The organism is Streptomyces sp. NPDC050988 (assembly GCF_044456225.1).
GTDB lineage: Bacteria > Actinomycetota > Actinomycetes > Streptomycetales > Streptomycetaceae > Streptomyces.
The window spans coordinates 71,960-92,320 of the sequence record NZ_JBITFQ010000010.1; the positions used below are offsets into that span (position 1 = coordinate 71,960).

Consider the following 20,361-nt stretch of genomic DNA (forward strand, 5'->3'; position numbering starts at 1 on the left):
CCGGTCCCTACTCACCACCCGCCCCACCCGGCAGGAGCTGCGAGATGACGCCGTACGAGTACGAACGCTTCATGGCCGAGGCCATCCCGACGGGCAGGTTCGGCCGCCCGGATGTTGACAGCCAGGCCAGCGAGGAGGCGACGTCGACGCCCCGGCAGCAGGCCGCACGCCGCGCCGCGCTGGACGAGGCGCAACGCGGCTGGCTCCTGCCGGACGTGCGCTCGCGGCGAGACCGTGCGCGCAAGCGCGCTTCCCGCCCGCGTCACCTGCACCTCGTGCCCGACTCGACGGGTACCCAAGCCGCTTGATGACCATTCGCCTGCCTGACTGCCGCCGCCCCAACTCCCGGGAGGACCACATGCCCACCGCTCGACAGACCGCCCCGTCCTGGACCGACCGGTTGTGGAGCCCCGTCAGCCCTGACTTTGGCGTGCACGAGGAGCGCCTCGCCCAGCCATTCCGCTGGAGGAAGGCGGCCCGCGTCCACGTGAACGCCGAGTCCGACCTCTTCCACCCTCGCATTTCTGATCAGGCCATCACGCGGGCGTTCGAGGTGATGGAGGCCGAGCGTAATGGCAGGCACACCTTCCAGATCCTGACGAGGTTCCCCGAGCGGATGCTGCTGTTCATGCTGGCCCGGCAGCCGAGCAAGCAGCGGTATGCGGCGCAGCTCGACGATTGTCCGACCGAGGCTTTGCGGACCGGCTCTGCGGCTCAGGACGCACCAGAGCGTGCTGGGCGCCGCCCGGAGAACATCTGGTTCGGCGTGCGTGTCGAGGACCAGAGAACAGCGGACCGGCGCATCCCGGACCTGCTGGAGACGCCGGCCGCGGTGCGGTTCGTGTACTGCGCGCCGCTGGCCGGGCCCGTGGAACTGCACAAGTACCTCGCCGAGGGCCGCGATGTCACCGACCCCTACGCGGATGCGCCGGACGGGGCCGTCGTCGAGGGCATGGAGCGCCGCGGGGATCAGTGGGTACGCGTCGAGCGGCTGCACTGGGTGGTCGCCGGGGGCACGTGCGGCCCCGGGGCACACCCGATGCACCCCGGATGGGCCCGCTCTCTCCGCGACGAGTGCGCGGCCGCCGGGGTGCCGTTCTTCTTCACCCAGCATGGCGAGTACGTATGTGCCGTAGTGGAGGACGATCCGAACTACGCAGGGGGCCGGGCGTACGACAACCCGCTCGGTGGGCGCTCCTCGGCGACGCTGCGCGAGCTCGGGCCGAGCCGGACGTTCCGCGGCGGGCCGACCCGGCTCATGCGGCCGGGAGACCGCACCCGCCGGGCCGTGATGCTCGACGTCGACACCATCGCGGTCCGAGTCGGGCGGGCGGCCGCGGGCCGCGTGCTGGACGGCCGCACCCACGACGCCTTCCCGGAGCCGAGCAGTTGCCGGTGAGCGGGCGGAGGAGCGCATCCTGGTCTGCCACTGGTGACAGGACGAGCACGGCGGTCGCTACGTCAACCCGGGGGTGCGACGCGCGCGTGGAGAACCCCGACGTCGAGGTCTGCCACCCCCACGATCGAGCAGCAGCCCCAGGCCGCGCGCCGCAAGAACGCCGCGACTGGCCGGGCGCTGCTCGGTCAGCAGGCGTGGCACGACGCGGTCGTCCGGGCCATCTACAACCACCCTGACGGCATCGCCATCATGAAGGCCGCCGCCGACCTGGCCGAGCGCGGATACGGCAGGAGGCCGCGGCGCGTGACGTCGACCTTCTGCGTCGAGGAGCAGTGGTTCGACGACGCCTTCGAGATCCTGCACGGCCGTCGGCAGTCCGTGGACCACTGGTCGGACCTGCAGTTCCAGCCGACTTGGTGGTAGAACGCCGACCGGAACATCTGGCGCTGGGACGAGCTCGACGAGGTGCAGCGCGCTGACCACGATGGTCTGCGAGCGCGGGTGGGTTCACCGCACCGAGTTGATGGTCGCGTTGCAGCGCCGCACGCGGGGCCTGCCCGCGGTTGAGGGGACGTGCTTCTGCGGCTACCCCCGTTGCCGCGGACTGGGACCACTCGGCGTGTCACGCGGGATGGAGATTGCCTGATCGGCCGGGCGATGTCAGCGCCGCCCGGCACCATGCCCCTATCTGTTGGAAGGACGAAGCATGACCGACATGGTCGACGACCCGGTACCGCTCCTCATGAAGAAGGTGCCGGGGCTGAGCGAGGAGGACGCCCGGCGCGCGGCTGGCGGCTGCGTGGGCGAGGTGATCCTCGACGAGTGTGACGGGGAGCGCATGTCGCTCATCGAGAGGACGTACCCGCTGCCCAATGGCGTGGAGTGCGTGCTGTGGGCCGTGGCGTGGTTCACCGGTTCCGCGGCCGGCGGTGACTTCGACGTGGACCGAGAGGACCTCTACCTGGACGAGGCCGCGGCCCAGGAGGCATGGGCGGGGGAGACCCGATGACGGGCAGGGCGACGGTGCATATCCCGGCTCCGGACGAGGGGGCGGTGAAGCCGTGGCGGAAGTGGCTCCAACGGCTGGACGAGTCCCAGTTCGGTGCCCGGGCCTGTGTCGGGGACTGGCTGGAGGCCGGCGCCTCGTACGAGCTGCCGGTGGGGGCGATGGTGGTGCTGTGCGACTCGCATCCGGGGGGCGCGAGGAAGGGCGTCCGGATCTGGCGGGGGAAGCGAGACGGGACTATCAAGGAGGAGCGGGACTCGACGCTGGGCTCCGCGAACGCGTTCGGCACGTCCGTACGAGGGACGATGCGGCGGCTGCTGGAGAAGCACCCCGCCCGGCCTGAGACCGCGCGGCAGATCGCGGCCGCGCCGCGCCGGGTGAACGAGCGTGAGGACTCGTGCGAGTTGTGCCGGCCTGTCTGCGCGCCGTGCCTGGCCCACGGCGGTCGCACTAACTGCCTCGCTGCCGAGGAAATTCGCAGCTGCCGGTCCAGTCCCGCCCTTCGACCTATTCGCCGTCCGGCGCGACCAGGTCGGCGAGCACGGCTGTGACGTCATGCTGGGGGAATCCGGCCGGCCACCAGAGGCTGTACTTCTTGCGGAAGGGATACCAGAGGCGGCCATCGGTCCCCAGGCGCAGTTGGGCGTCGTGTCCGAGCACCGTGAGCCAGGAGCTGCCGTCGGCCCGTAGTCGGGGCGCATGTTCTCCGTCCCAGTTCTGCTTGATCTCCTCGCGCACCGCTCGCAGATACAGTGGGTCGCCCTCCTGGGGTTCATCGAGGATGGCGAGCGCGGCGGCGCCGCCGTAGTGCCAGGCCGCGGCGGCCCGGGCCAGCCCGTTGGGGGTACGGCGGGTGCCCCAGGCCAGGCGTTGGAAGATCCCCAGTACCGGGTCAGCTGCGGCGAGCCGGGCTGCGTCGTCGGTGACGCTGAGTTCGGGCGGGCTGATCGGCTCCCCCTGTGGCAGCAGGGCCTGGCGCAACAGGTGCGTTGCGCGGGCGGCCGTGTCGGCGGCCAGGAATTCCAGTGCCTCCGCGTCGACTCCAGACACGGGGTCGACGACAGCCGCCAACTGGGCCACCGGTCCCGGTTGGTGGAGGGCCAGTGGTGGAGCGGGCAGGGGCGGGAGACCGGATTGCGCGGCTGCGAAGACCTGGCGGGCGGCAACCCCGCGTGGCGCGGCCGCAGCGGGTTTTGCGGCCGTAGCCGCGGCGGCCTGTGCGACGTTGCGCCGGTGGAGCTCGGCCAAGAGCTCGCTCTCACCGCGCCCGCGCAGGAGCAGGAGGACGAATGGGTCCTGGTCCAGGAGCCGAGCCACCTGGTAGTAGAGAGCGGCGGCGTGCTTGCAGGGGTTTCCGTTGTCGGGGCACGAGCAGTACGGAACGAGTTCGCCCCTGGTGGGCAGGAGCCGCACCCCGGCCTGGGCGGCGTCGTGGGCCAACGTGGTCGGCATATCGCGGTCCAGCAGGGCGGCGAGGTGTCCGGCTTGGGCTGCGGCCACGTCGAGCAGTGCGTCCCACTGCTGGGTGGTGAGTTGGGGGATCTGCATAGAAGTGCGGTAGGGGGTGGGCAGGCTGCCCTTGACCTGGGCGGTTGCGCGGCCGGGGATGATGGTGATCTCGCGGACGTTGCCGGCGCGGGCGTAGGTGCGTCCGCGCGCGAGGCGTCCGGTAGAGGCGAGGGTGGGGCCTTCCAGGGCGGTGACCCAGGCGTTGCCCCACCAGGTGTCGGCGAAGGATCGGCGCCCGCGGGACGGGGCCAGCGGGGAGAAGATCCGGTGGCGGTCGCTGCTGGGGGTGTGGTTCATCGGCGCACCATCCGCAGTTGGACGAAGTCGGCGAGCTCGGCGTCGCTCAACTCGGTGAACGCGCTCTCCCCGCCGCCGAGGACGGCGTCGGCCAACGCACGTTTGGTTTGGAGGAGTTCGGCGATGCGGTCTTCGACTGTGCCCTCGGCGATGAGCCGGTGGACTTGGACGGGCCGGGTCTGGCCGATGCGGTAGGCGCGGTCGGTGGCCTGCTCCTCCACCGCGGGGTTCCACCAGCGGTCGTAGTGGATGACGTGCCCGGCTCGGGTGAGGTTGAGGCCGGTCCCGGCGGCCTTCAGGGAGAGCAGGAACACTGGTGCCTGTCCGTCCTGGAAGCGGCGCACCATCTCCTCGCGCCGCGGGACGGTGGTGGAGCCGTGCAGGAACTGGACCGGGATGCCGCGCCGGGCGAGGTGGTCCTCGATGAGCCGGCCCATGCCGACGTACTGGGTGAAGACCAAGGCGGACTCGTCCTCGGCGAGGATGGTGTCCAGGAGTTCGTCGAGGAGGTCGAGTTTCCCGGACCTGCCCGCGGTCTTCCAGGGGTTGTCTTCCTTGAGGAACTGCGCGGGGTGGTTGGCGATCTGCTTCAGCGCTGCAAGGAGCTTGAGGACCAGGCCGCGCCGGGCGATGCCGTCGCTCTGCTGAATCTGGGCCATGGTCTCGCGTACCTGCGCCTCATACAGGCCGACCTGTTCCTTGCTGAGGAGGACCGGATGGTCGGTCTCGGTCTTGGGTGGCAGTTCCGGGGCAATGCCAGGGTCCGATTTCTTGCGGCGCAGCAGGAACGGGGCGATCACGGCGGCGAGTCGGGCGGCGGCTTCGGGGTCCTCGCCGCTCTCTGCGCCGCGCGCGTAAGCGGCGCGGAAGGCGCGCAGCGGGCCCAGGAGCCCGGGGGTCGTCCAGTCGAGCAGGGCCCACAGTTCTGAGAGGTTGTTCTCGACCGGTGTGCCGGTGAGGGCAATGCGGGCGAGGGCGTTCAGGGTGCGCAGGGCCTTCGCGGTCGCCGAGAACGGGTTTTTCACGTGCTGGGCCTCGTCGGCCACGACCATGCCCCAGACGGGTTTGGAGAGTTCGGCCTGGCGCAGGCGCATGGTGGCGTAGGTGGTCAGGACGAAGCCGGTGTGGTTGTCGAGGTCGTCGAGGCTGCGTTTGGTGCCGTGGTAGCGGCGCACCGGGGTGCCGGGTGCGAAGCGTTCGATCTCTCGTTGCCAGTTGCCCATCAGGGATGTGGGGCAGACCACGAGGGTCGGGCCAGCCGTGCCGGGGAGGCTGGCGCGGTGCAGGTGCAGGGCGATGAGGGTGATGGTCTTGCCGAGGCCCATGTCGTCGGCGAGGCAGCCGCCGAGGCCGAGCGAGGTCATCTGGTGCAGCCAGGTCAGGCCGCGTACCTGGTAGTCCCGCAGGGTCGCGGCCAGTGCCGCCGGTGCGGGCAGCGGGGTGCGGCGGGCGGTCGCTTCGGGGTCGGCCAGGCGCTCCTTGAGGTCGGCGAGCCAGCCCCGCGCGGTCACGGGTACGTGTTCGCCGTGTATGTCGGTGCTGCCGGCCAGCACGGTGCCGAGTGCTTCGACCGGGGTGAGCTCGCGGAGTTCGCGGTTGCGGGCCCGGGCGAGGAGGCGGGGGTCGATCAGGACCCACTGATCGCGGAGGCGAACCAGGGGCCGGGTGGCCTCGGCGATCCGGTCGAGTTCGGTTTGGTCGAGTTCGCGGCCGGCGAGGGTGAACTGCCAGCGGAACGAGAGCAGGGCTTCTGCCGACAGCAGCGACGGAAGGTCGGATGCGGTCTTCTCGGCCGGCTCCACGACGGCGCGGGCCAGGAGTTCCTTGGCCAGTTCCTTGGGCCAGTGGATCTGGATGCCCGCCGCTGCCAGCGTCTGCGCCGCGTCGCCGAGGAGGTCGCTGACCTCGTCGTCGGACAGGACTAGTTGGGTCGGGGCCGGCATGTGCAGCAGCCGGTCCATCGGCGGCCAGGTCCGGGCGGCGCGACGCAGCGCCCGCAGTGCCTGCGCGCGCACGTCCGGCGCGGACAGAGCCGCCCCTGCTCTGCCTGACCAGATGTCCCCCGCGTCGGCGAGGGAGCCGTCGGCGAGGTGGTGCAGTTGGACAACCGCCGTCAACCGTTCCTCCGCGTACGGAAGGTTCGTCGAGAGACTGGTCTCCTCTGCCCAGTCGTGCGGCGTGTGGTCCGGGCCGGGGAGCTCGATGCGCAGGGAGAGGCCGACGCCCGCATCGAGCCCGGCGGCGACGCTCTGGGCCCACTCCAGCGGTGGCCCTTCTACCTTGCTCGCGGCCGGTGCGGTCCAGGTCTCGGAGCCCGCGGCCACCGTGCCGGCGGGGGTGCGGGCCAGCGCATCGGCGACCGCGTCGAGAAAGGCGCGCACCAGCGGTTCGGCCTGGGGCAGTTCCAGGGGCCCCTCACCGGGAAGCGGTGCGGCGCGGGCTTCGGGCGGCATGGCGGCGGCCAGCTCCTGTACCCGCACCACATCGTCACGGTCCAGCGGGCCGACCCGCCACGCGTCGAATCCTCGCGGGCTGACACCGGGCAGCAGCCGTCCCCGGCCCACCAGGTGCAGGGCCAGGACGGTGGCCGCGCCCCAGAACACGGCCGCCGGATCCGCTCCGGCCGTCCGCCGGGCCTCGGTGAGGACCGCCAGCGCGTCCTTCACTGGGACGAGGCGGGCCTGCACCGACCGGCGGCGGACCGACACCCCGTGCGGGCGCACCACCGTCAGCTGATCGGCTGCTGCCGGGACGGGCACGCCGTCGGGGCGCCAGAACGCGATCTGTCCCGCGCGGGGAGGATCAGACGGCACGAACAGCGCGGCGCACGCCGTGAGTTCTCCCGGCTTGACCGCGGTCATGGCGGAGGCAGCGGCCGAGCCGCCGTCCACAGTCGTCATGGCCGACGTTCCGGACACCACCGCAGTCGCCTCCCCAGACCCACGGCACGGTCCACCAGGACCGTGCCTGCCGAGGGTAGCGCCGCACGGGCACCCGCCGGGCTCGAACACCGGTCGTCCACCTCATCGAGGCACCCTGCAACCCTGGCAGCACCACCACCGTCACCCCATGGATACCGGGACCGCTCCCCCAGCGGCGGCGCTGACTCGGTTGACGTCATGACGGGGTCCTTGTTGCACAGGGCCCCGTGTGGGGCGTGTTTCTGTTTCCCAACTCTTGAAAGGTGAACTCTCATGGCTCAGGATCCAGCGGCGCACTTCCTGCAGGCGGTGTGTACCGCGCTGCGTATGGACACCGGAGTCCTGGATGCCAACGCGCTGCACGGCGCGGTGACCCAGGTCTGGTTCGATCAGTACGAAGCCCGGGAGTCGGTCCGCTACTGGCCCCGGCTCGTCTTCGCAGACGCCAGCGTGCTGGAGGACGAGGCGTTGGCCCCACGGCGTACGGAGCGGGCCACTTGGTGGCCGGCCGTCGAGGACGCCGCGCGGCGGTTCCTGCGTGCCCAGCCCCTGGGCCTGTCGCCGCTGGTGGTCCACACCGGTGCCGATGGCGCTCCGGCGCAGGTGGCCTTCGCTCCCGTGGATGACTGGCCTGGTGTGACGGTCCGGTGTCTTCGCCGCGAAGGGCCGGTCATCGACCGTCTGACGCAGCTGCTGAGCGAGGTCGAGGGCATTCAAGCCGTCATCGCCGCAGGCTCGGCATTCGACTTGGGCGAGGTCACAGATGCTCCTCGCTCCGTGATCGGTGCCGGCGAGCCGGCGGTGGGCGGCCCGCTCCCGGACCGCCCCGGGGCCGTGCCGGTGGAAATCGCCCGTGAGGGTGAGGCAGAGATTGCAGCGACGTCCGGCAGCGAGGACGACCTCCGGGCCGCACGGCAGTGTCTGGAGGAGCTGCTGTCCCAGCACGATTCCACCAGCCACCCGGAGGTCATTGAGCAGTGGATGGCGGTGGCTGCCCTGACGGGGAAGAACGGATATCCCCGCGCGGCGATCGCGCTGTACGAGCAGCTTGCCAAGGATCTGCGCGAGCAGCTTGGCCCGCACGACGTGCGGATTCTGGACGCTTATGAGGGCATCGCTCACTGGGTGCGGGTGGGGTCGCAGGGCCGCGCCTGATCTGTGGCAACACGGGCCGCGGGGGCGGCCGGGCAGAACCACGGCTGGTTCTGCCCGGCCGCCCCCTGTCAGCGGATGCCGGTGTAGGAGTGGCGGGGCAGCTGCGCGTAGTGCTGGTCCTCTGCGGGAGGCGCCTCGGCCAGGCGCGCCTCGTCCTGGGCTTGGTCTACTTGCTGCTGCAGCCGAAGCTCCGACTCGGCCTTCCTCCTGCGGCGTTCTTCTTCCTGCTCGCGCAGCCTGGACTGCCGCCGGAACTCCTCGAGCCGTTCGTCTTGCATTCGGTGCGTCCTCTCCGGTGGTGTTGTGCGCCGGTCGGCGTCAGCGCACGCCGACGCCGACGGTCGGCTGGGCCTGCTGGGCGTTCTGCTGCGCCTCGTCCACGGTGGTGGACTTGGCAGGCGCGGCCTCGGCGGGTGCCGGATGGGCGGCGGCCCGGGCCTCGGTCCCGGCTTTCAGCTTCTGGCTCACTTCCAGAAGCCGGTCCTCCTGGCCCTCGAACAGCTTGGCGAGCTCTTGGTCGCCCGGGGTCTCCGCCGCGGGAGCGGGCTGGGCGCTCAGGTTGCCCGGGTGGCGGCGCTCGGCGGAGCGGTCCCGGCGCGGCAGCTCCGGCGCCGTGGCCGGCTCGGCGGGCGCGGGCGGCGCGGGTGCGTCCGGTGCCAGTCCCTGCTCCGGCGCCGTGACTGCCGGTGCGGGTGCGGGTGCGGGTGCGGGTGCGGCAGCATCGGGCTGTACCGCCGGGGCCTGTGCCTCGGGCGCCGAAGATACGGAGATGGCCGCGGCGCCCTCCTGCATTTCGAGCAGGTTCGGCAGGCGCTGCTCGAGCAACTCCAGCTGGCCGGGCAGATCGTTGCGGGAGCCGGTGAGGGTCTCGCGCGGCTTGAGACCGTTGGGCGGGCCGACCACATTGAGGGTCTGGAGCACGGTCAGGGCCCGCTCCGCCTGCGCGTGGGTGAGTTTCAGCTCGGCGGTCTCACTCAGCACGAGCGGCGAGGCAACCGTGCCCTGCTCGACCACGTGCGCGGCCACCGCGCGGACCTGGTCGGCGCTGAGCTCCGCTTCCAGGGCCTGAGCGGTGAGCTCGGGCGGCCCGGCGATCTCCTGGGCGAGGCGGTCGGCGACCTTGTTGAGGAACTGGGCGTTGCGGTCGAAGGGGTTGTTGTCCACCTGGCGGCGCAGCGCCTTGATGAGCGCGAGGCGGGTCTCGACCGGCTTGTCGGTCTGCAGGCCGGCTACGAAATCGCTGGGAGGAAAGACCGCCTGGGTGCCCCACTCCTGGTCTCCATCGGCTCCCGCAGCGGCGATCTCCTTCTGAGCGAGAAGGAAGCGGATCTGCAGCTCCGGGCGGTCCTGAGGCCGCAGATTCTTCGCGCGCAGTTCTTGACCCACGGTACGCGACTCCTCGAAGAGAGTGTCCATGTACCGCTCGGGCGGCTGCGCCTCGTAGTGGCCGAAGTCCCGCTGCTCCTCCGCGCCGAGGGAGCCGCGCATGCGCTCCAGACGCTGCTCTGCGTAGTGGAAGACCATGGCGGCGATGTTGCGGCGCCCGGAGGTGCCCTGTCCCTGGTCGTCGTAGCGCCGCATGACGGCCCGCGCGATCCCCGAGATCATCTCGAAGCCGCGGAGCTGAGCGGTCTCCACCATGCCGTGCAGGCGCACGTCGAGGGTGAGGCGGTGTCCGGCCCGGCGGGCCCGGCCTGCCATCTCGGTCAGGGCGGTCATCAGCTGGGATGCCTCGGCCAGCTCCGGGTCGGCCTTGGCTCCGGTGGACAGCGCGCTCTCCAGCTCCGGGTCGTCCACGTCGTCCAGACCCAGGTCCGTCTCCGGGTCGTCCGGCTCGGCCCTGCGCAACTCCCTGTTGAGCTTGTGGACATGCGCCATCATCAGACGCGGACTGTCCAGGGCCTGTACGGAGTCGAGCCCGGAAGCCCGGGCCGCGTGGTCCTCGGCGACACGGGTGAGGGTCCGCATGGCCTGCCCGCCCGGTGTGCTGCGCTGCTCCCACTTGTCGAGGTGGGCGCCGACCTTGGCGGCATGGCGGGCGATGAGGCTCGCGGCCAGGGAGGTGATTTTGGCGGCTTGGATCGCCGTCTGGGGGGTGAGCTCCGCCTGTTCGTTCAGGCGTGCCAGGACGTCGTCGACCTGCTGACGGATGTTACCGATGGCATGCCAGTCGGGGTGGCTGAAGTAGTAGGCCTGGTTGTTCTGCGCGGTGGTCATCGCGGCGTCGAGGCCGGCCAGATCGCGGGGGCCCGCCTCGGGGGGAGCATCGGCGGCATCCAGTGCCCGGGCACGGAGCATGCCGCGCTGAAGATTCACCAAGCGCGCGTAGCGTTCGAGTGCTTCCGCGTTCATGCCCGCGGTCACGTCGGCGGACAACTTCGGTATGGGCGGTGTCGGTTCGGTCTGGACTGGGGTCGGTGTCGTCATCACGATCTCCGCGTCAGGACTGGCTTTGTGCGAGTGAGGTGGACTGACCTGCGGCGAGGGCGTTGTCCTCGGCTTCCGTGTGCGCGGTCTTGCGCAGGTTCTTGCGCACGCGGGGTGCGGGCGCGGCGCCGTCGGCAGGGTCCGGCTCGCCGTGTGTCTCGCTGCGCGTTTGTTTGTCGGCGAGGATCTTGTTGACGATCTCTTGGATCCGGGCCGTATCGAGTTCGTCGGCGTCCGCTCCCTTAGGTTCCGCAGCGTCGGCAGCGGGGCTCTTGGCGGTGGGCGCGGGGGCAGGTGCGGCAGGTGGGGTGCGGGGGCTGGGTGGGGTGACGGGCCGGGCGAGGAGGGTGTCGATGTCAGCGGTGCGGGCCAGGACGGTGCGCGGTGCATCGGCCCGGTAGGGGCCGAGGATCTGCTGCTCCTCCAGGCGGTGCAGGAGGCGGTCGGCCCGCTCGGCGGTGACGTTCATGGTGCGCCTCAGCGTGAGCGGCGAGGCGTTCTGGTGGGAGGTGACCATCAGGGCGGCCTGCCGCAACTGGGCCGGTGGAATGGGGCCTTGCGGGTCGTCTCCGGTGGGCACGATCCCGATCAGGCGCTGCTGGTAGGCCCAGGCCACGCCGTTGAGGAGGTCGGCGGTGGGCTCGTAGGGGTTGGCGTCTTCGCCGGTGTGCGGGTCGGTGTCGCGTAGTTCGGCGACGCGGGCGGCGAGTCGGTCCAGCAGCAGGTCGTGTGCGGCGATCAGGTTCGGGACGGGTGGGGCGCCTGCGACAAGGCCGTTGTCGGGCAGGAAGTCCGTTCCCGGGGGCTGGCCGTGCAGTTGTTCGTAGCGGGCGCGCCAGCGGGCCCGGTTGATGATCCACTGCTCTTGGAGTTCACCGCGTTCGCCGAGCGCGGTGGTGGGCGATGCCATGCGGCGCTCGAGGTCGCGCTCGATGTGGGCGAGGTCCTGCATGCGCCGGTCGCCCCGCACGGCGCGCGGGGTGGGCAGCGTGTCCAGGTCCTGGCCGCGCAGGCGGGCGACGGTGCGTTCCAGGCGGTTGCTCAGGCCGGTGAGCCGGATCTTGGAGGCGACGGTGGCCAGGCCTTCGAGGATGCGGACGAAGGACGTCTTGGCCCGGTTCATCAGCTGCTCGCCGCCGGGCCCGTGCAGCCGGCGCATCGCGGGCTCGCCGGCGTCCATCTGGGCCACGAGGTCGGTGATCTTCTCGTAGAGGGTGCCGGGCAGGCCGATGGAGTAGGGGCGGAGCGCGGCGAGGGCTTCGTGCGCGCTGTGGTGGGCGACGGTGAGGTCGGCCGCCATCGGCGTCCCGTCGGCGGGCGGGAGGGCGGTGGCGGCCTGGGCGATGTTCTCGAGCTCGGCTGCTTCCTGGCTGAATCCGTTGTCGAGTTCCTCCCAGCTCAGTTCGGTGTCGACGGCCTCTTCCTGGATCCAGGAGCCGTCGTTGCCCAGGACCCAGATGTGGTCGTCGGCGGCGAGGACATTGAGAGCCAGGTCCGGGTGTCCTGCGGTGTACAGGGCTACCGCCTGCTCGGCGCGGCGCCGGATTCGGTTCTTGGTCCCGTCGGGGCCCTGGGCGATGGTGTCGAGGAGGTCGGCGAGCTGGGCGGGGGTCGGCTGGGCGGGGAACTGCGGTGGGAGGATGCTGCGCACCGCCGTGCGCCAGGTCGGGCTCAGGGGGGCGCCGAGCCGTCCGGCGGCCTGGGCGGCCCGCCATTCGATGGCGGCCAGGAGTTCGGGGCCGGTCATCGCGACGAAGCGGCTGTAGGACATGCGCAATGAGTCGGACCGGGCGGAGCCCAGCCACACCACCACGGTGGGGTCCTCGCTGGTCTGGTCGTCCCCTGACGTACTCAGATCGACGCCGTAGACGGTGCCCAGCTTCAAGGGCTGCGGGAGCCGGTCGGGTTCGGGGCTCTCGGTGGTGTGCTGGCCGAGGCGTTCGTGCACGGCCGTGTGCAGGGCGTACGCCGCGGTGGTGCGGTCGGTGTGCTCGACCGGCTGCCCGTCGACCGGCGAGGGCAGGACCATGCTCAGCACCAGTTCCCCGGATTTGGGGGCCGGTTCGCCGGCGGGCTCACTGGTGGAGGCCATGGGGCCGCTCGCGCGTGTCCCCGCGGGCCATTGCCCGGGCCGCCGGGCAGCTGCGGCTTCTGCGCCGGATGCCGTCATGGCCCGTGCCTCGGAGGCGGATTGGCGGCTGCGGACGTGGGAGTCGTTCGCGAAGTACCCCTCGGGGTCGGCTGCGAGCAGGTCCAGGGCCTGCTCGTAGACCTCGTTCTCGTGGTCCTCGTGGTGCTCGCCCGGCCCGAGCAGCACCGCGGTGGCGGTCATGAACCCGCGGATGCCCCACTCTTGATCGAGCCGCTTCGCCCAGGTGAGCGCGGCCTGCTCGAGCGCGGCCGTGTCGCCGGGCGCTTGGACCTGCACCGCCTGGTGGATGTAGCGCGCGGCCTCGGCGGCGATGAACCGGCTACGCGGGAAGTCCTTGATGGAGTCGAAGGCGTGGTTGGCGCGCTCGCTTTCGTCCGCGTGCTTCAGCAGGACCGCTTCAACGGCGGCATCGAGGAGTGGCTTGCCCTGTTCCAGGGCGCGCAGCACGGGCGCGGCGCCGTCGCCGTCAGCCTTGATGCCCTCTTTCCAGAGCTTCGCCGCGTCCTTGGCGTCCGGGGCGGTGGTCACCGTCGTCGGGCCGGCGGCCCTCACCAGCAGGTTCCACTTGTCAAGCAGCACCTTGCGGCCGCTGTCGTCCGCGTCCAGGAACGCGATGTGAGGGCGCGGGTTGTCGGTGTCGAGTCCCCGCAGGACCGTGAGCTGGCGTTCGGTGAACGCGGTGCCCATCGGGGCGCCAACCACGGGCCGCTGCTCAAGGGGCAGGGTGGCACTGGCTTCGGCGACGGCGAGCACGTCCGTAGGGCCCTCGACGCTGACCCGCGGCCCGCTGCTCCCGGCTAGGGCCTCGGTCTGGGCGGGGTGGTAAAGGCCGAAGACCAGGTCGCCCTTGCTGAACAGGACTGCGTCGTTCGAGGTGTTGTAGTACTTCTTGTTCTGGCGTTCCTCGGCCTGTTCCTCCGTCTCGCCGGGACGGTCGATACGCCGCCCGGTGAAACCAACGATTTCTCTGTTCTCGTCGTGGATCGGGAACATGATGCGGTCGTCGAAGTAGTCGATGAGCGTGCCGCGACTGCTCCGCCTGGCGAGTCCTGCCTGCAGGAGTTCGTCCTCGGTGAAGCCCTGGGCCGTGAGCTCCTGGCACAGGATGTCCCAGCGCTTCGGCTTCGCCCTCCGGTCGGACGGGGCGTAGCCCAGACCCCACTTCTGCTGCACCTCGGCGGGAAACTCCCGCTCCTGGGTCAGGTAGGTGCGGGCCAGTTCCGCGTTCGGGTCGCTGTGCAGCCGCTCGGCGAAGATCTTGGCTGCCGCGTTGGTCGCGGCGATCAGCCGGTCACGCGGGACAGGCACCACCGTGGTGCTCGTGGACTCCGGCAGGGAGCCCTGACCGGGCTGGGAGGTGTGCTCGAAGTCAATGCGATAGGCGGCCAGTTGCTGCTCGGGGTGCTGCCGGAGCGAGTTGTTGAGGGCGGTGCGGAGCATGTCGGCGAGTTCGCGGTCGCGCTCGGGGGTGCCGCTGGTCTCCAGGGTGATCGTGACGGTGCGCGGGGCGGTGAGCACAGCCGTGGCATCCAGCGTGACGCCGCCGTCGGACAGAGCGGTGCGGACCAGTGCCGTGATCTGGGCGACGGGGTCCGCCTGAGCCGCATGGTTCGGATCCGCGGCCGGCGCTGCGATGGTCTCCTGACTGGTGTCCTCGGCCCTTGCTTGCTCGTCGGCTTCCGTATTCGGGGAGGAGTCCTCCGGAGCGGAGGCGGCTGCCGCCCGGGCCGGAGGCGCCGCTTGGGCCTCATGGTCAGAGGGTTGGGCAGGAGCGGGCTCCGGCACCGGTGGCGTGGCGGCCGGAGTGGCCTCGGCCGCCGGTCCTTCAGCAGGCGCCCCAGGTGCGGAAGCTAGTGGGGTGCCCGGATTCGCGACGGTGTCATTCGCCCTGGTTGGCTCGGCGGGCGTGGCCGCCGGGGCAGGCGAGTGCGTGGGGGCGGGGGCCGGATGTTCCTGCTCTGCCGTGTCCGGCGTGGGTGTCGGTGTGCCGGACGCGTAATCGAGGAGTGGGCGTGCGCCGGTGTCGTTCCCGTTCAGCCACCCGGTCACAGCCGTCAGCAGCGTTTCTGCGGTGACCGCCGCCAGTTCGTCCTCGCTGATGGATACGGCCCGGGTGTCACCATCCGTGTCGGGCGGGGTGAGACCGAGGTAGAGCGCGGGTGGCTCGCCCGGGGGGACCATCGCATACACCGGGCGGCCGTGGATGTGGGCGAAGGCCTCGACGGCGGGGCGCCCGCCGGCCAGGTGGGTCTGGGCGCGGGCGAGCAGGCGTGGAGCGGCTTCCTCGGCGGTCAAGCGGGGGACCTCGCCGGAAAGTTCGAGGACGGGCAGTTGGATCTCGTCGTCCGGGTCCGCAGCCATCGTGGTGGCCTCCTGTGCCGCCTGGGGTGTCGGCTCGGTAGGGTCCTCCGCGCCGTCGGATTGCTGAGTGATCTGCTGGGCGCGGACCGGGATGTACTGGCCGAGCTCCAGTCGGCCGTCCTCGGTCTGCTGGCCGAAGGCGAGGAAGCGGCCCTCAGCGGCCCGTTCGTACAGATCGCGCAGCACGTCCGTGCTGCTGGTGCGCGCGGCCCGGGCAAAGAAGATCTTCGCCATGGTCATTTGCCCGCACCGGAGGTGGTGGCCCAGCCGCTGCGCGAGGTGCGCGCGCCGGCCGTCCTCGTCCGGGCTCTCGCCGAGCGCGGCCTGCAGGGCGAGCAGGGCGGCGAGTCCGGGAACGCCGAGGTCGCCGGTGTCTGCCAGGGTGGTTGCTGCTTCCGCCGCTACCGGGGTGAGCACCAGCCACTGTTCGTGCTGGTCGAGCTCTGCCAGCAAGGCCTCGTGGGCAGCGGCGTACGCGCCCGCGTCCGGGTAGGGTGCAGCGGTCTCCGGGGCCAACTGTGGGGCGCGCGGAATGGTTTGGTTGGGGGCGGCGGGTTCTTCGGCTGAGGCCGCGCTCGGCGGAGCACTGGTGGCCACGGTGCCCTCCTCACGTACGTCGGCCGGTCGGGGTTGCGGGCGGATCTGGGAAACAGGGAGGGCGTTCTGCGGCCGGTTGCCGTCGGCGGCAACCTTCGCTGCCCGTATGTCCGGGCCGGTGCTGGTCTCCTGGCGGTCTTCGGCCGGGCCGGTGGGCGCGGGTGCGGCTTCGGCCGGCGGGACGGGGGCGCCGAGCCCCCCGTCCGCCGGTTCGCTGTCGCCGTCCCGGAGCCCGGGGACGGCCGGGATCGGCTCACCGGGGGCGGCCACGGAGGTGGCGCCCTCTGCCGTGATCGGAACGGCTGATGCCGCGGGGAGGATCCTTGGGCCGTCGTCCTCGCGGCTCATCTGCTGGGGCGCTTCCACGGCCCGCTCGCCCGCGCCGGATCGGGCCTGCTCGCCTCGTTCCTGGCCCTGGTCCTGGTCCGGGCCCTGACGGTCACCCTGCTGCATGCGCGTGGTGTCGTCCGCCGCAGTAGGGGCAGGTGTTGCGCTCTCGGCGCCCGGTGCGCCATCGGCGGACGGGCTCGCCTCCGCAGGAGCGCCGTCGGCACCCGGTGCTTGCGGCCCGACGGCCGCCGGGCCGCGTGGCGCGTCATCCCCCGCCTGCGCAGGTGCGGGCGCGGCAGCGGGGTCGTCCTGGGCGCCCGCACTGGCGGCCGAGGCGACGTCGGCGCTGTGCCGCTCGGCTTCTTCGACGGCAGTGGGTGGGGCGGGGACCGGGCGGGGCTCGACGGTGCGCCAGGTGCTGCGGCGGTCGGCCGAGGCGTCGACCATGTCGGTCCTGCCCAGCGCGTACAGGCGCAGGGCGTTGGCTACGTACTGGGCGGCCTCCGCCACGTTCTCCGCCGCAGGCAGATACGGGTATTCGACCGCCTTGTTGCCCAGCGGGCGGAACCTGCCCGTCCAGCCGGCAGCGTCCTCCAGCACGTTGACGATGGAGTAGGTATCGAGACCGTACGCCGTGGCGTGGTCGCGGACCGCGAGGCAATAGGTGATGACGATGCCGCGGACGCGGTCCCGGTGGACGTCATCCGACTGCGAGCCCTCGCCGGTCTTCCACTGCGGGCTGCGCACGTTCTGCACGTAGTGGTCAGCCGCCTCCTTGCCTGCCTCCTCGAGCGCGCCGCGCAGGTTCCGGACGGCGCGGGCCGCGTACGTGAGGGTGACAGGATCGGCGAGGGATTCCAGTGCCGCGGCGGCGTTCTCGTCGTACTGGGCCAGCGGATGCTGGTGTGTCCAGGATCTGTGGTCGGGGCCTGCCGCCATGCTCGCGACGTCGCGGGCCGTCGAACGTGCAGCTCGTTCAGCGGCCTCCGCGCCCATGGCGTAGGCGCCCCGGATGCTCTCCTCGCTGGGGCGCCCCCCGCTCCTGTACCAGTCGTCGGGCAGGGGTACCGGGGCGGGCGGTTGCGGGGCCTCACCGCTCTCCTCGATCGTGGGAAGGGCATGCAGGGGCGCGTAGTCGATCGGCGGGAGGGGTGCCTGTTCGACGGTCGCGACGTCCCGGGGGACGGCGGGCAGGGGGCACTTGTGATGGGCGTACCAGGCGAATCCGCGCTCGGTGAGCTGAATCTGCTCACCTGTGCGCTCGGCCAGCCCCTCGTCCAGCACGGCGATGATGCGCTGCGGGGAGCCGACGGGGCGCTCCGAGCGCCGGGGGACTCGCTGCATGAACCGGCCGTCGACTTCGCTGATGTTGCCGCGCACAATCTCGTCAAGGATCTGCTTGCGCGCCTGGGAGAAGCGCGGGAGTTCTGCCTCCGGCTCGGCCGCGGTCGCCTCAGTTGCCGTGCCCTCCTGGGTCGGCGTCGGAGCCGGTGTCGGCACGGAGAACAGCTCGGTCTGTTCCCGGACGTTGGGCTGCGGTGTGGCGGTGGCGGTGGCGGGATCGTCCTGCGTCCCGGGCGTTTCAAGGAGCGCCGCGGGAGCCTCGTCATCGTGCCAGGACGCCACCGAGGACGCCTCTGCCAGGGCGGAGGGGGCGTCGGCCGACCATCCCTCCGGCTCGACGGGTTCCTCGCCGGGCTCCTGGGTGAGGGGTTGCGTGGGCGTCACGTCGGCGGCGGGCAGGCCGCTGGTGTCTTCGCTCGCCCCATCGGGAGGCGTGGTGGAAGAGGCTGTGCCCGCCAGTGGGACGTTCTGGGCCTGCGCCGGCGACGGTTCACTCGAGGACGCCGCAGCTGCACGCTCGCCGCCGACGTCGCGCCCCAATTCACCGGCCAGCGCTTCTGGCTTCTGGACCCCAGCCGTGCCCGGGGATGGGATGACGTCGGGCCTCTCGCCGTGGCTCATCGCCGCCCAGCGCCAGAGCCGCTGCGCCAATTCCTCCATGTCAGCATCCCGGGCGACATCCTCCGTGCTGATCTGGGGGAGGTGGTCGTCCTCCAGCAGCACCGGCTTCTCACGCACGGCCCGTATCGTGTAGGGGTCCAGCGGCGGCAGCCGCCGCGCCGCTGACTTGCGGTCCTCGTTGTTCATCCGCGGCCGACGCGACGCCTGGTACCGGGCCTCATAGGCGGCGCGTTCGTCCGCGTGCAGCCCCTCCGGGTACAGCGTCGCGAGGTACAACGCCTCTCGCCCCATGTCCGAGGGGCGCAAGGGCGTCGAGGTCGCACTGTCCGTACGGGTCACCAGGAACCCGGCCGCGCGCAGCATCGCAACCCGCTCAGCATTCACCTTCCGCCCCGCCGGGGCGCGATCGTCAGCGGTCTTCTTCAGCAGACGCGGGGTGCCGGTCTCGTCCAGCCACAAGCGACCCTGGTACGCATGCGCCATGTCCGCGGCGAGTGCCGGCCACCAGCCCAGTTCGGGCACCGCGCTCTCGGCACGCCACCGGGCGTGCTGCAGCCGTTCACGGTTGGCAGCGTCCATACGTGTCACAGCGGTCAGTTCCCTGTCGCGCTCCGCATTCAGCTCGGCGAGTTCCGCCTCCAGCTGTTCACGCGCCGCCGCCTGCCGGGCTCGCTCTGTAGCCGGCTTGAGCCCTTCGAGAACCTCCTGCAGGGCATCCGCGGTCGTGGAGACGCCAGCCGCCCGCTGGGTCTCCACCGCTGCACTGATCACCTGGGACGCGTGGTACTCCAGTCGCGACTTCTCTCCGTCGGCGTGCGCCTGCCGCGCCCCGCCGTGATGACGTTCAGCGTCGAGCCAGTGAGCGTGGGCGGCGTGCATGACCGCCTCCAGACGCTCCTCGTTCCGCAGCGAGGCCCGTGCCGCGGCTCGCTGCGCCCTGTTGGCTGCCTCGTCCGCGTACTGGAAGGCCCGGTCGGCTACGTCCATGAGAGCTGCGATGTGACCTTCGTGGTCGAGGTCTTCCGGCTCCTGGCCCAGAGCTGAGGGCACGTCGTTCCCCTCCCCGGGGCCGGTGGCCACGGGGGTGGTGTGCTGCGCCTGGTGGGCATCGGCTTGCTGCTTCGGCGCGGCGCCCTGCCCATCCAGCTCGGTGTCCGAGGCGAAAGGCGTCTCGCCACTCTCATCCGCCAAGGGATGCTGAGGCGGTTCCCCGAGCGCGGATGGGGCCTCCCCCTGCGCCCCTTCTCTCGGCGGAGTGCCTGCTGCGGCAACGTCAGGTGACGCCGGGCGAGTTGAGGGGATGCTGCGTTCGGGGATGTCGTCGCCGGCAGTCCCGGGCGCGGTGGAGCGGGTAGGTGCGTCTGGGTCACCGCGTGCGTCCGCGTCCGTCCCCTGGCTGCCGGTGGTGCGGGGGCTGCGCGCCGCGGCGCGGGGAGTCCCAGCGGCCGCACGACCATTCGTCTGGGCTGTAGTGCGGGTGTCGAGGGGCCCGTCCTGACCTGGCGGGTTGGGGCGTTCGGATCCGCCCGGAGGCCTGTGTGCGGGTGCGAGGACGCGAGGCACGTCGTCGTCTGCGGACCAACCCGGGACTGATGCGGGGGTAGCCAACCCTGACGGTGGATCCTCCGCCGCCGTCCAGCCGGAACCGGTCGCAATCATGGAATACGGCTCCGTCGCGGACATGTCCAGCACGCGCGGCGCGTCCTCGTTGCTCGCCCACCCCTCGGCCACAGCACCAAGAGCCGACGGTGCGTCCTCCTCACCCCAAGCGGCACCCGCGCTGCTCGTTGCGGCGGGGCCGTCTACTTCCCCGGCGTCATGCCCGGGCGCGAAAACGCGAGGAGCATCGTCCGCTGCGGACCAGCCCGGGGCCGCGTCGGGACCGGCCAAGGCCGACGGCGGTTCCGCGTTCGCCGCCCAACCAGTGCCCGGCACGGTCGGGGATGTCGTCTTCGTCGCGGACATGTTCAACACGCGCGGCGCGTCGTCGTCGGCCGCCCACCCCTCGGCCACAGCGCCGGGAGCCGAGGGCGTGTCCTCGGCTCCCGGCGCCCCGTCCGCGCTGGTGCGGACGGCTGGACCGTCGGCGTCCACGGCATCCTGCTCAGGTGCGAGGACGCGGGGGGCGTCGTCTGTTGCGGACCAGCCCGCGACGGGTTCGGGAAGCGTCAGGCCTGAGGGAGGTTCTTCCTGCGATGCCCAGCCCGCGTCGGGTGCCAGGGCGCGCGGTGCGTCGTCGGCG

At 71.6% G+C, this 20,361-nt stretch carries 11 protein-coding genes; 6 read left to right on the plus strand and 5 right to left on the minus strand.

Annotation, left to right across the window (positions count from 1 at the left end):
• The first annotated feature begins 44 nt into the window (after positions 1-44).
• The 5 genes from ACIBEI_RS22700 (at position 45) to ACIBEI_RS22720 (ending at position 2,956) form a co-directional block, all read left to right on the plus strand.
• Positions 45-308 carry a hypothetical protein gene (locus ACIBEI_RS22700; RefSeq protein ID WP_398891552.1) on the plus strand — a complete coding sequence of 88 codons (264 nt, stop codon included), beginning with the start codon at positions 45-47 and terminating at the stop codon, positions 306-308.
• Between the two features lie 50 nt (positions 309-358).
• Positions 359-1,399, plus strand: a complete 1,041-nt coding sequence (locus ACIBEI_RS22705; protein ID WP_398891554.1) for a DUF5131 family protein — start codon at positions 359-361, stop codon at positions 1,397-1,399.
• Positions 1,400-1,432: 33 nt separating this feature from the next.
• Positions 1,433-1,822: a hypothetical protein gene (locus ACIBEI_RS22710; protein ID WP_398891556.1), complete on the plus strand. Its 390-nt coding sequence runs from the start codon at positions 1,433-1,435 to the stop codon at positions 1,820-1,822.
• A 283-nt stretch (positions 1,823-2,105) separates the two neighbouring features.
• Complete coding sequence (locus ACIBEI_RS22715) at positions 2,106-2,408, plus strand: hypothetical protein (protein ID WP_398891558.1); 303 nt, start codon at positions 2,106-2,108, stop codon at positions 2,406-2,408.
• The gene (locus ACIBEI_RS22720) at positions 2,405-2,956 is read left to right on the plus strand and encodes a hypothetical protein (protein WP_398891560.1); all 552 of its coding nucleotides are present in this window, start codon (positions 2,405-2,407) and stop codon (positions 2,954-2,956) included. Before ACIBEI_RS22715 ends, ACIBEI_RS22720 begins: the two co-directional genes overlap by 4 nt.
• Here the strand turns inward: ACIBEI_RS22720 and ACIBEI_RS22725 are convergent.
• Both ACIBEI_RS22725 and ACIBEI_RS22730 read right to left on the minus strand, forming a co-directional pair.
• Entirely contained in the window at positions 2,913-4,211 is a 1,299-nt protein-coding gene (locus ACIBEI_RS22725; RefSeq protein ID WP_398891562.1) for an SWIM zinc finger family protein, read from the minus strand. The genes ACIBEI_RS22720 and ACIBEI_RS22725 overlap by 44 nt on opposite strands.
• On the minus strand, positions 4,208-7,111 hold the full coding sequence (locus ACIBEI_RS22730) for an SNF2-related protein (RefSeq protein ID WP_398891564.1): 2,904 nt from the start codon (positions 7,109-7,111) through the stop codon (positions 4,208-4,210). Before ACIBEI_RS22730 ends, ACIBEI_RS22725 begins: the two co-directional genes overlap by 4 nt.
• A gap of 294 nt (positions 7,112-7,405) precedes the next feature.
• On the opposite strand from ACIBEI_RS22730, the gene ACIBEI_RS22735 reads away from it, so the two are divergent.
• Positions 7,406-8,287, plus strand: a complete 882-nt coding sequence (locus ACIBEI_RS22735; protein ID WP_398891566.1) for a hypothetical protein — start codon at positions 7,406-7,408, stop codon at positions 8,285-8,287.
• 68 nt (positions 8,288-8,355) lie between these two features.
• Here ACIBEI_RS22735 and ACIBEI_RS22740 read toward each other — a convergent pair whose 3' ends face one another.
• The 3 genes from ACIBEI_RS22740 to ACIBEI_RS22750 are packed head-to-tail and all read right to left on the minus strand — an operon-like array spanning position 8,356 to position 19,310.
• Positions 8,356-8,565: a hypothetical protein gene (locus ACIBEI_RS22740; RefSeq protein WP_398891568.1), complete on the minus strand. Its 210-nt coding sequence runs from the start codon at positions 8,563-8,565 to the stop codon at positions 8,356-8,358.
• A gap of 40 nt (positions 8,566-8,605) precedes the next feature.
• Positions 8,606-10,714: a hypothetical protein gene (locus ACIBEI_RS22745; RefSeq protein ID WP_398891570.1), complete on the minus strand. Its 2,109-nt coding sequence runs from the start codon at positions 10,712-10,714 to the stop codon at positions 8,606-8,608.
• 13 nt (positions 10,715-10,727) lie between these two features.
• On the minus strand, positions 10,728-19,310 hold the full coding sequence (locus tag ACIBEI_RS22750; protein ID WP_398891572.1) for a DNA translocase FtsK: 8,583 nt from the start codon (positions 19,308-19,310) through the stop codon (positions 10,728-10,730).
• Positions 19,311-20,361 lie beyond the last annotated feature (1,051 nt).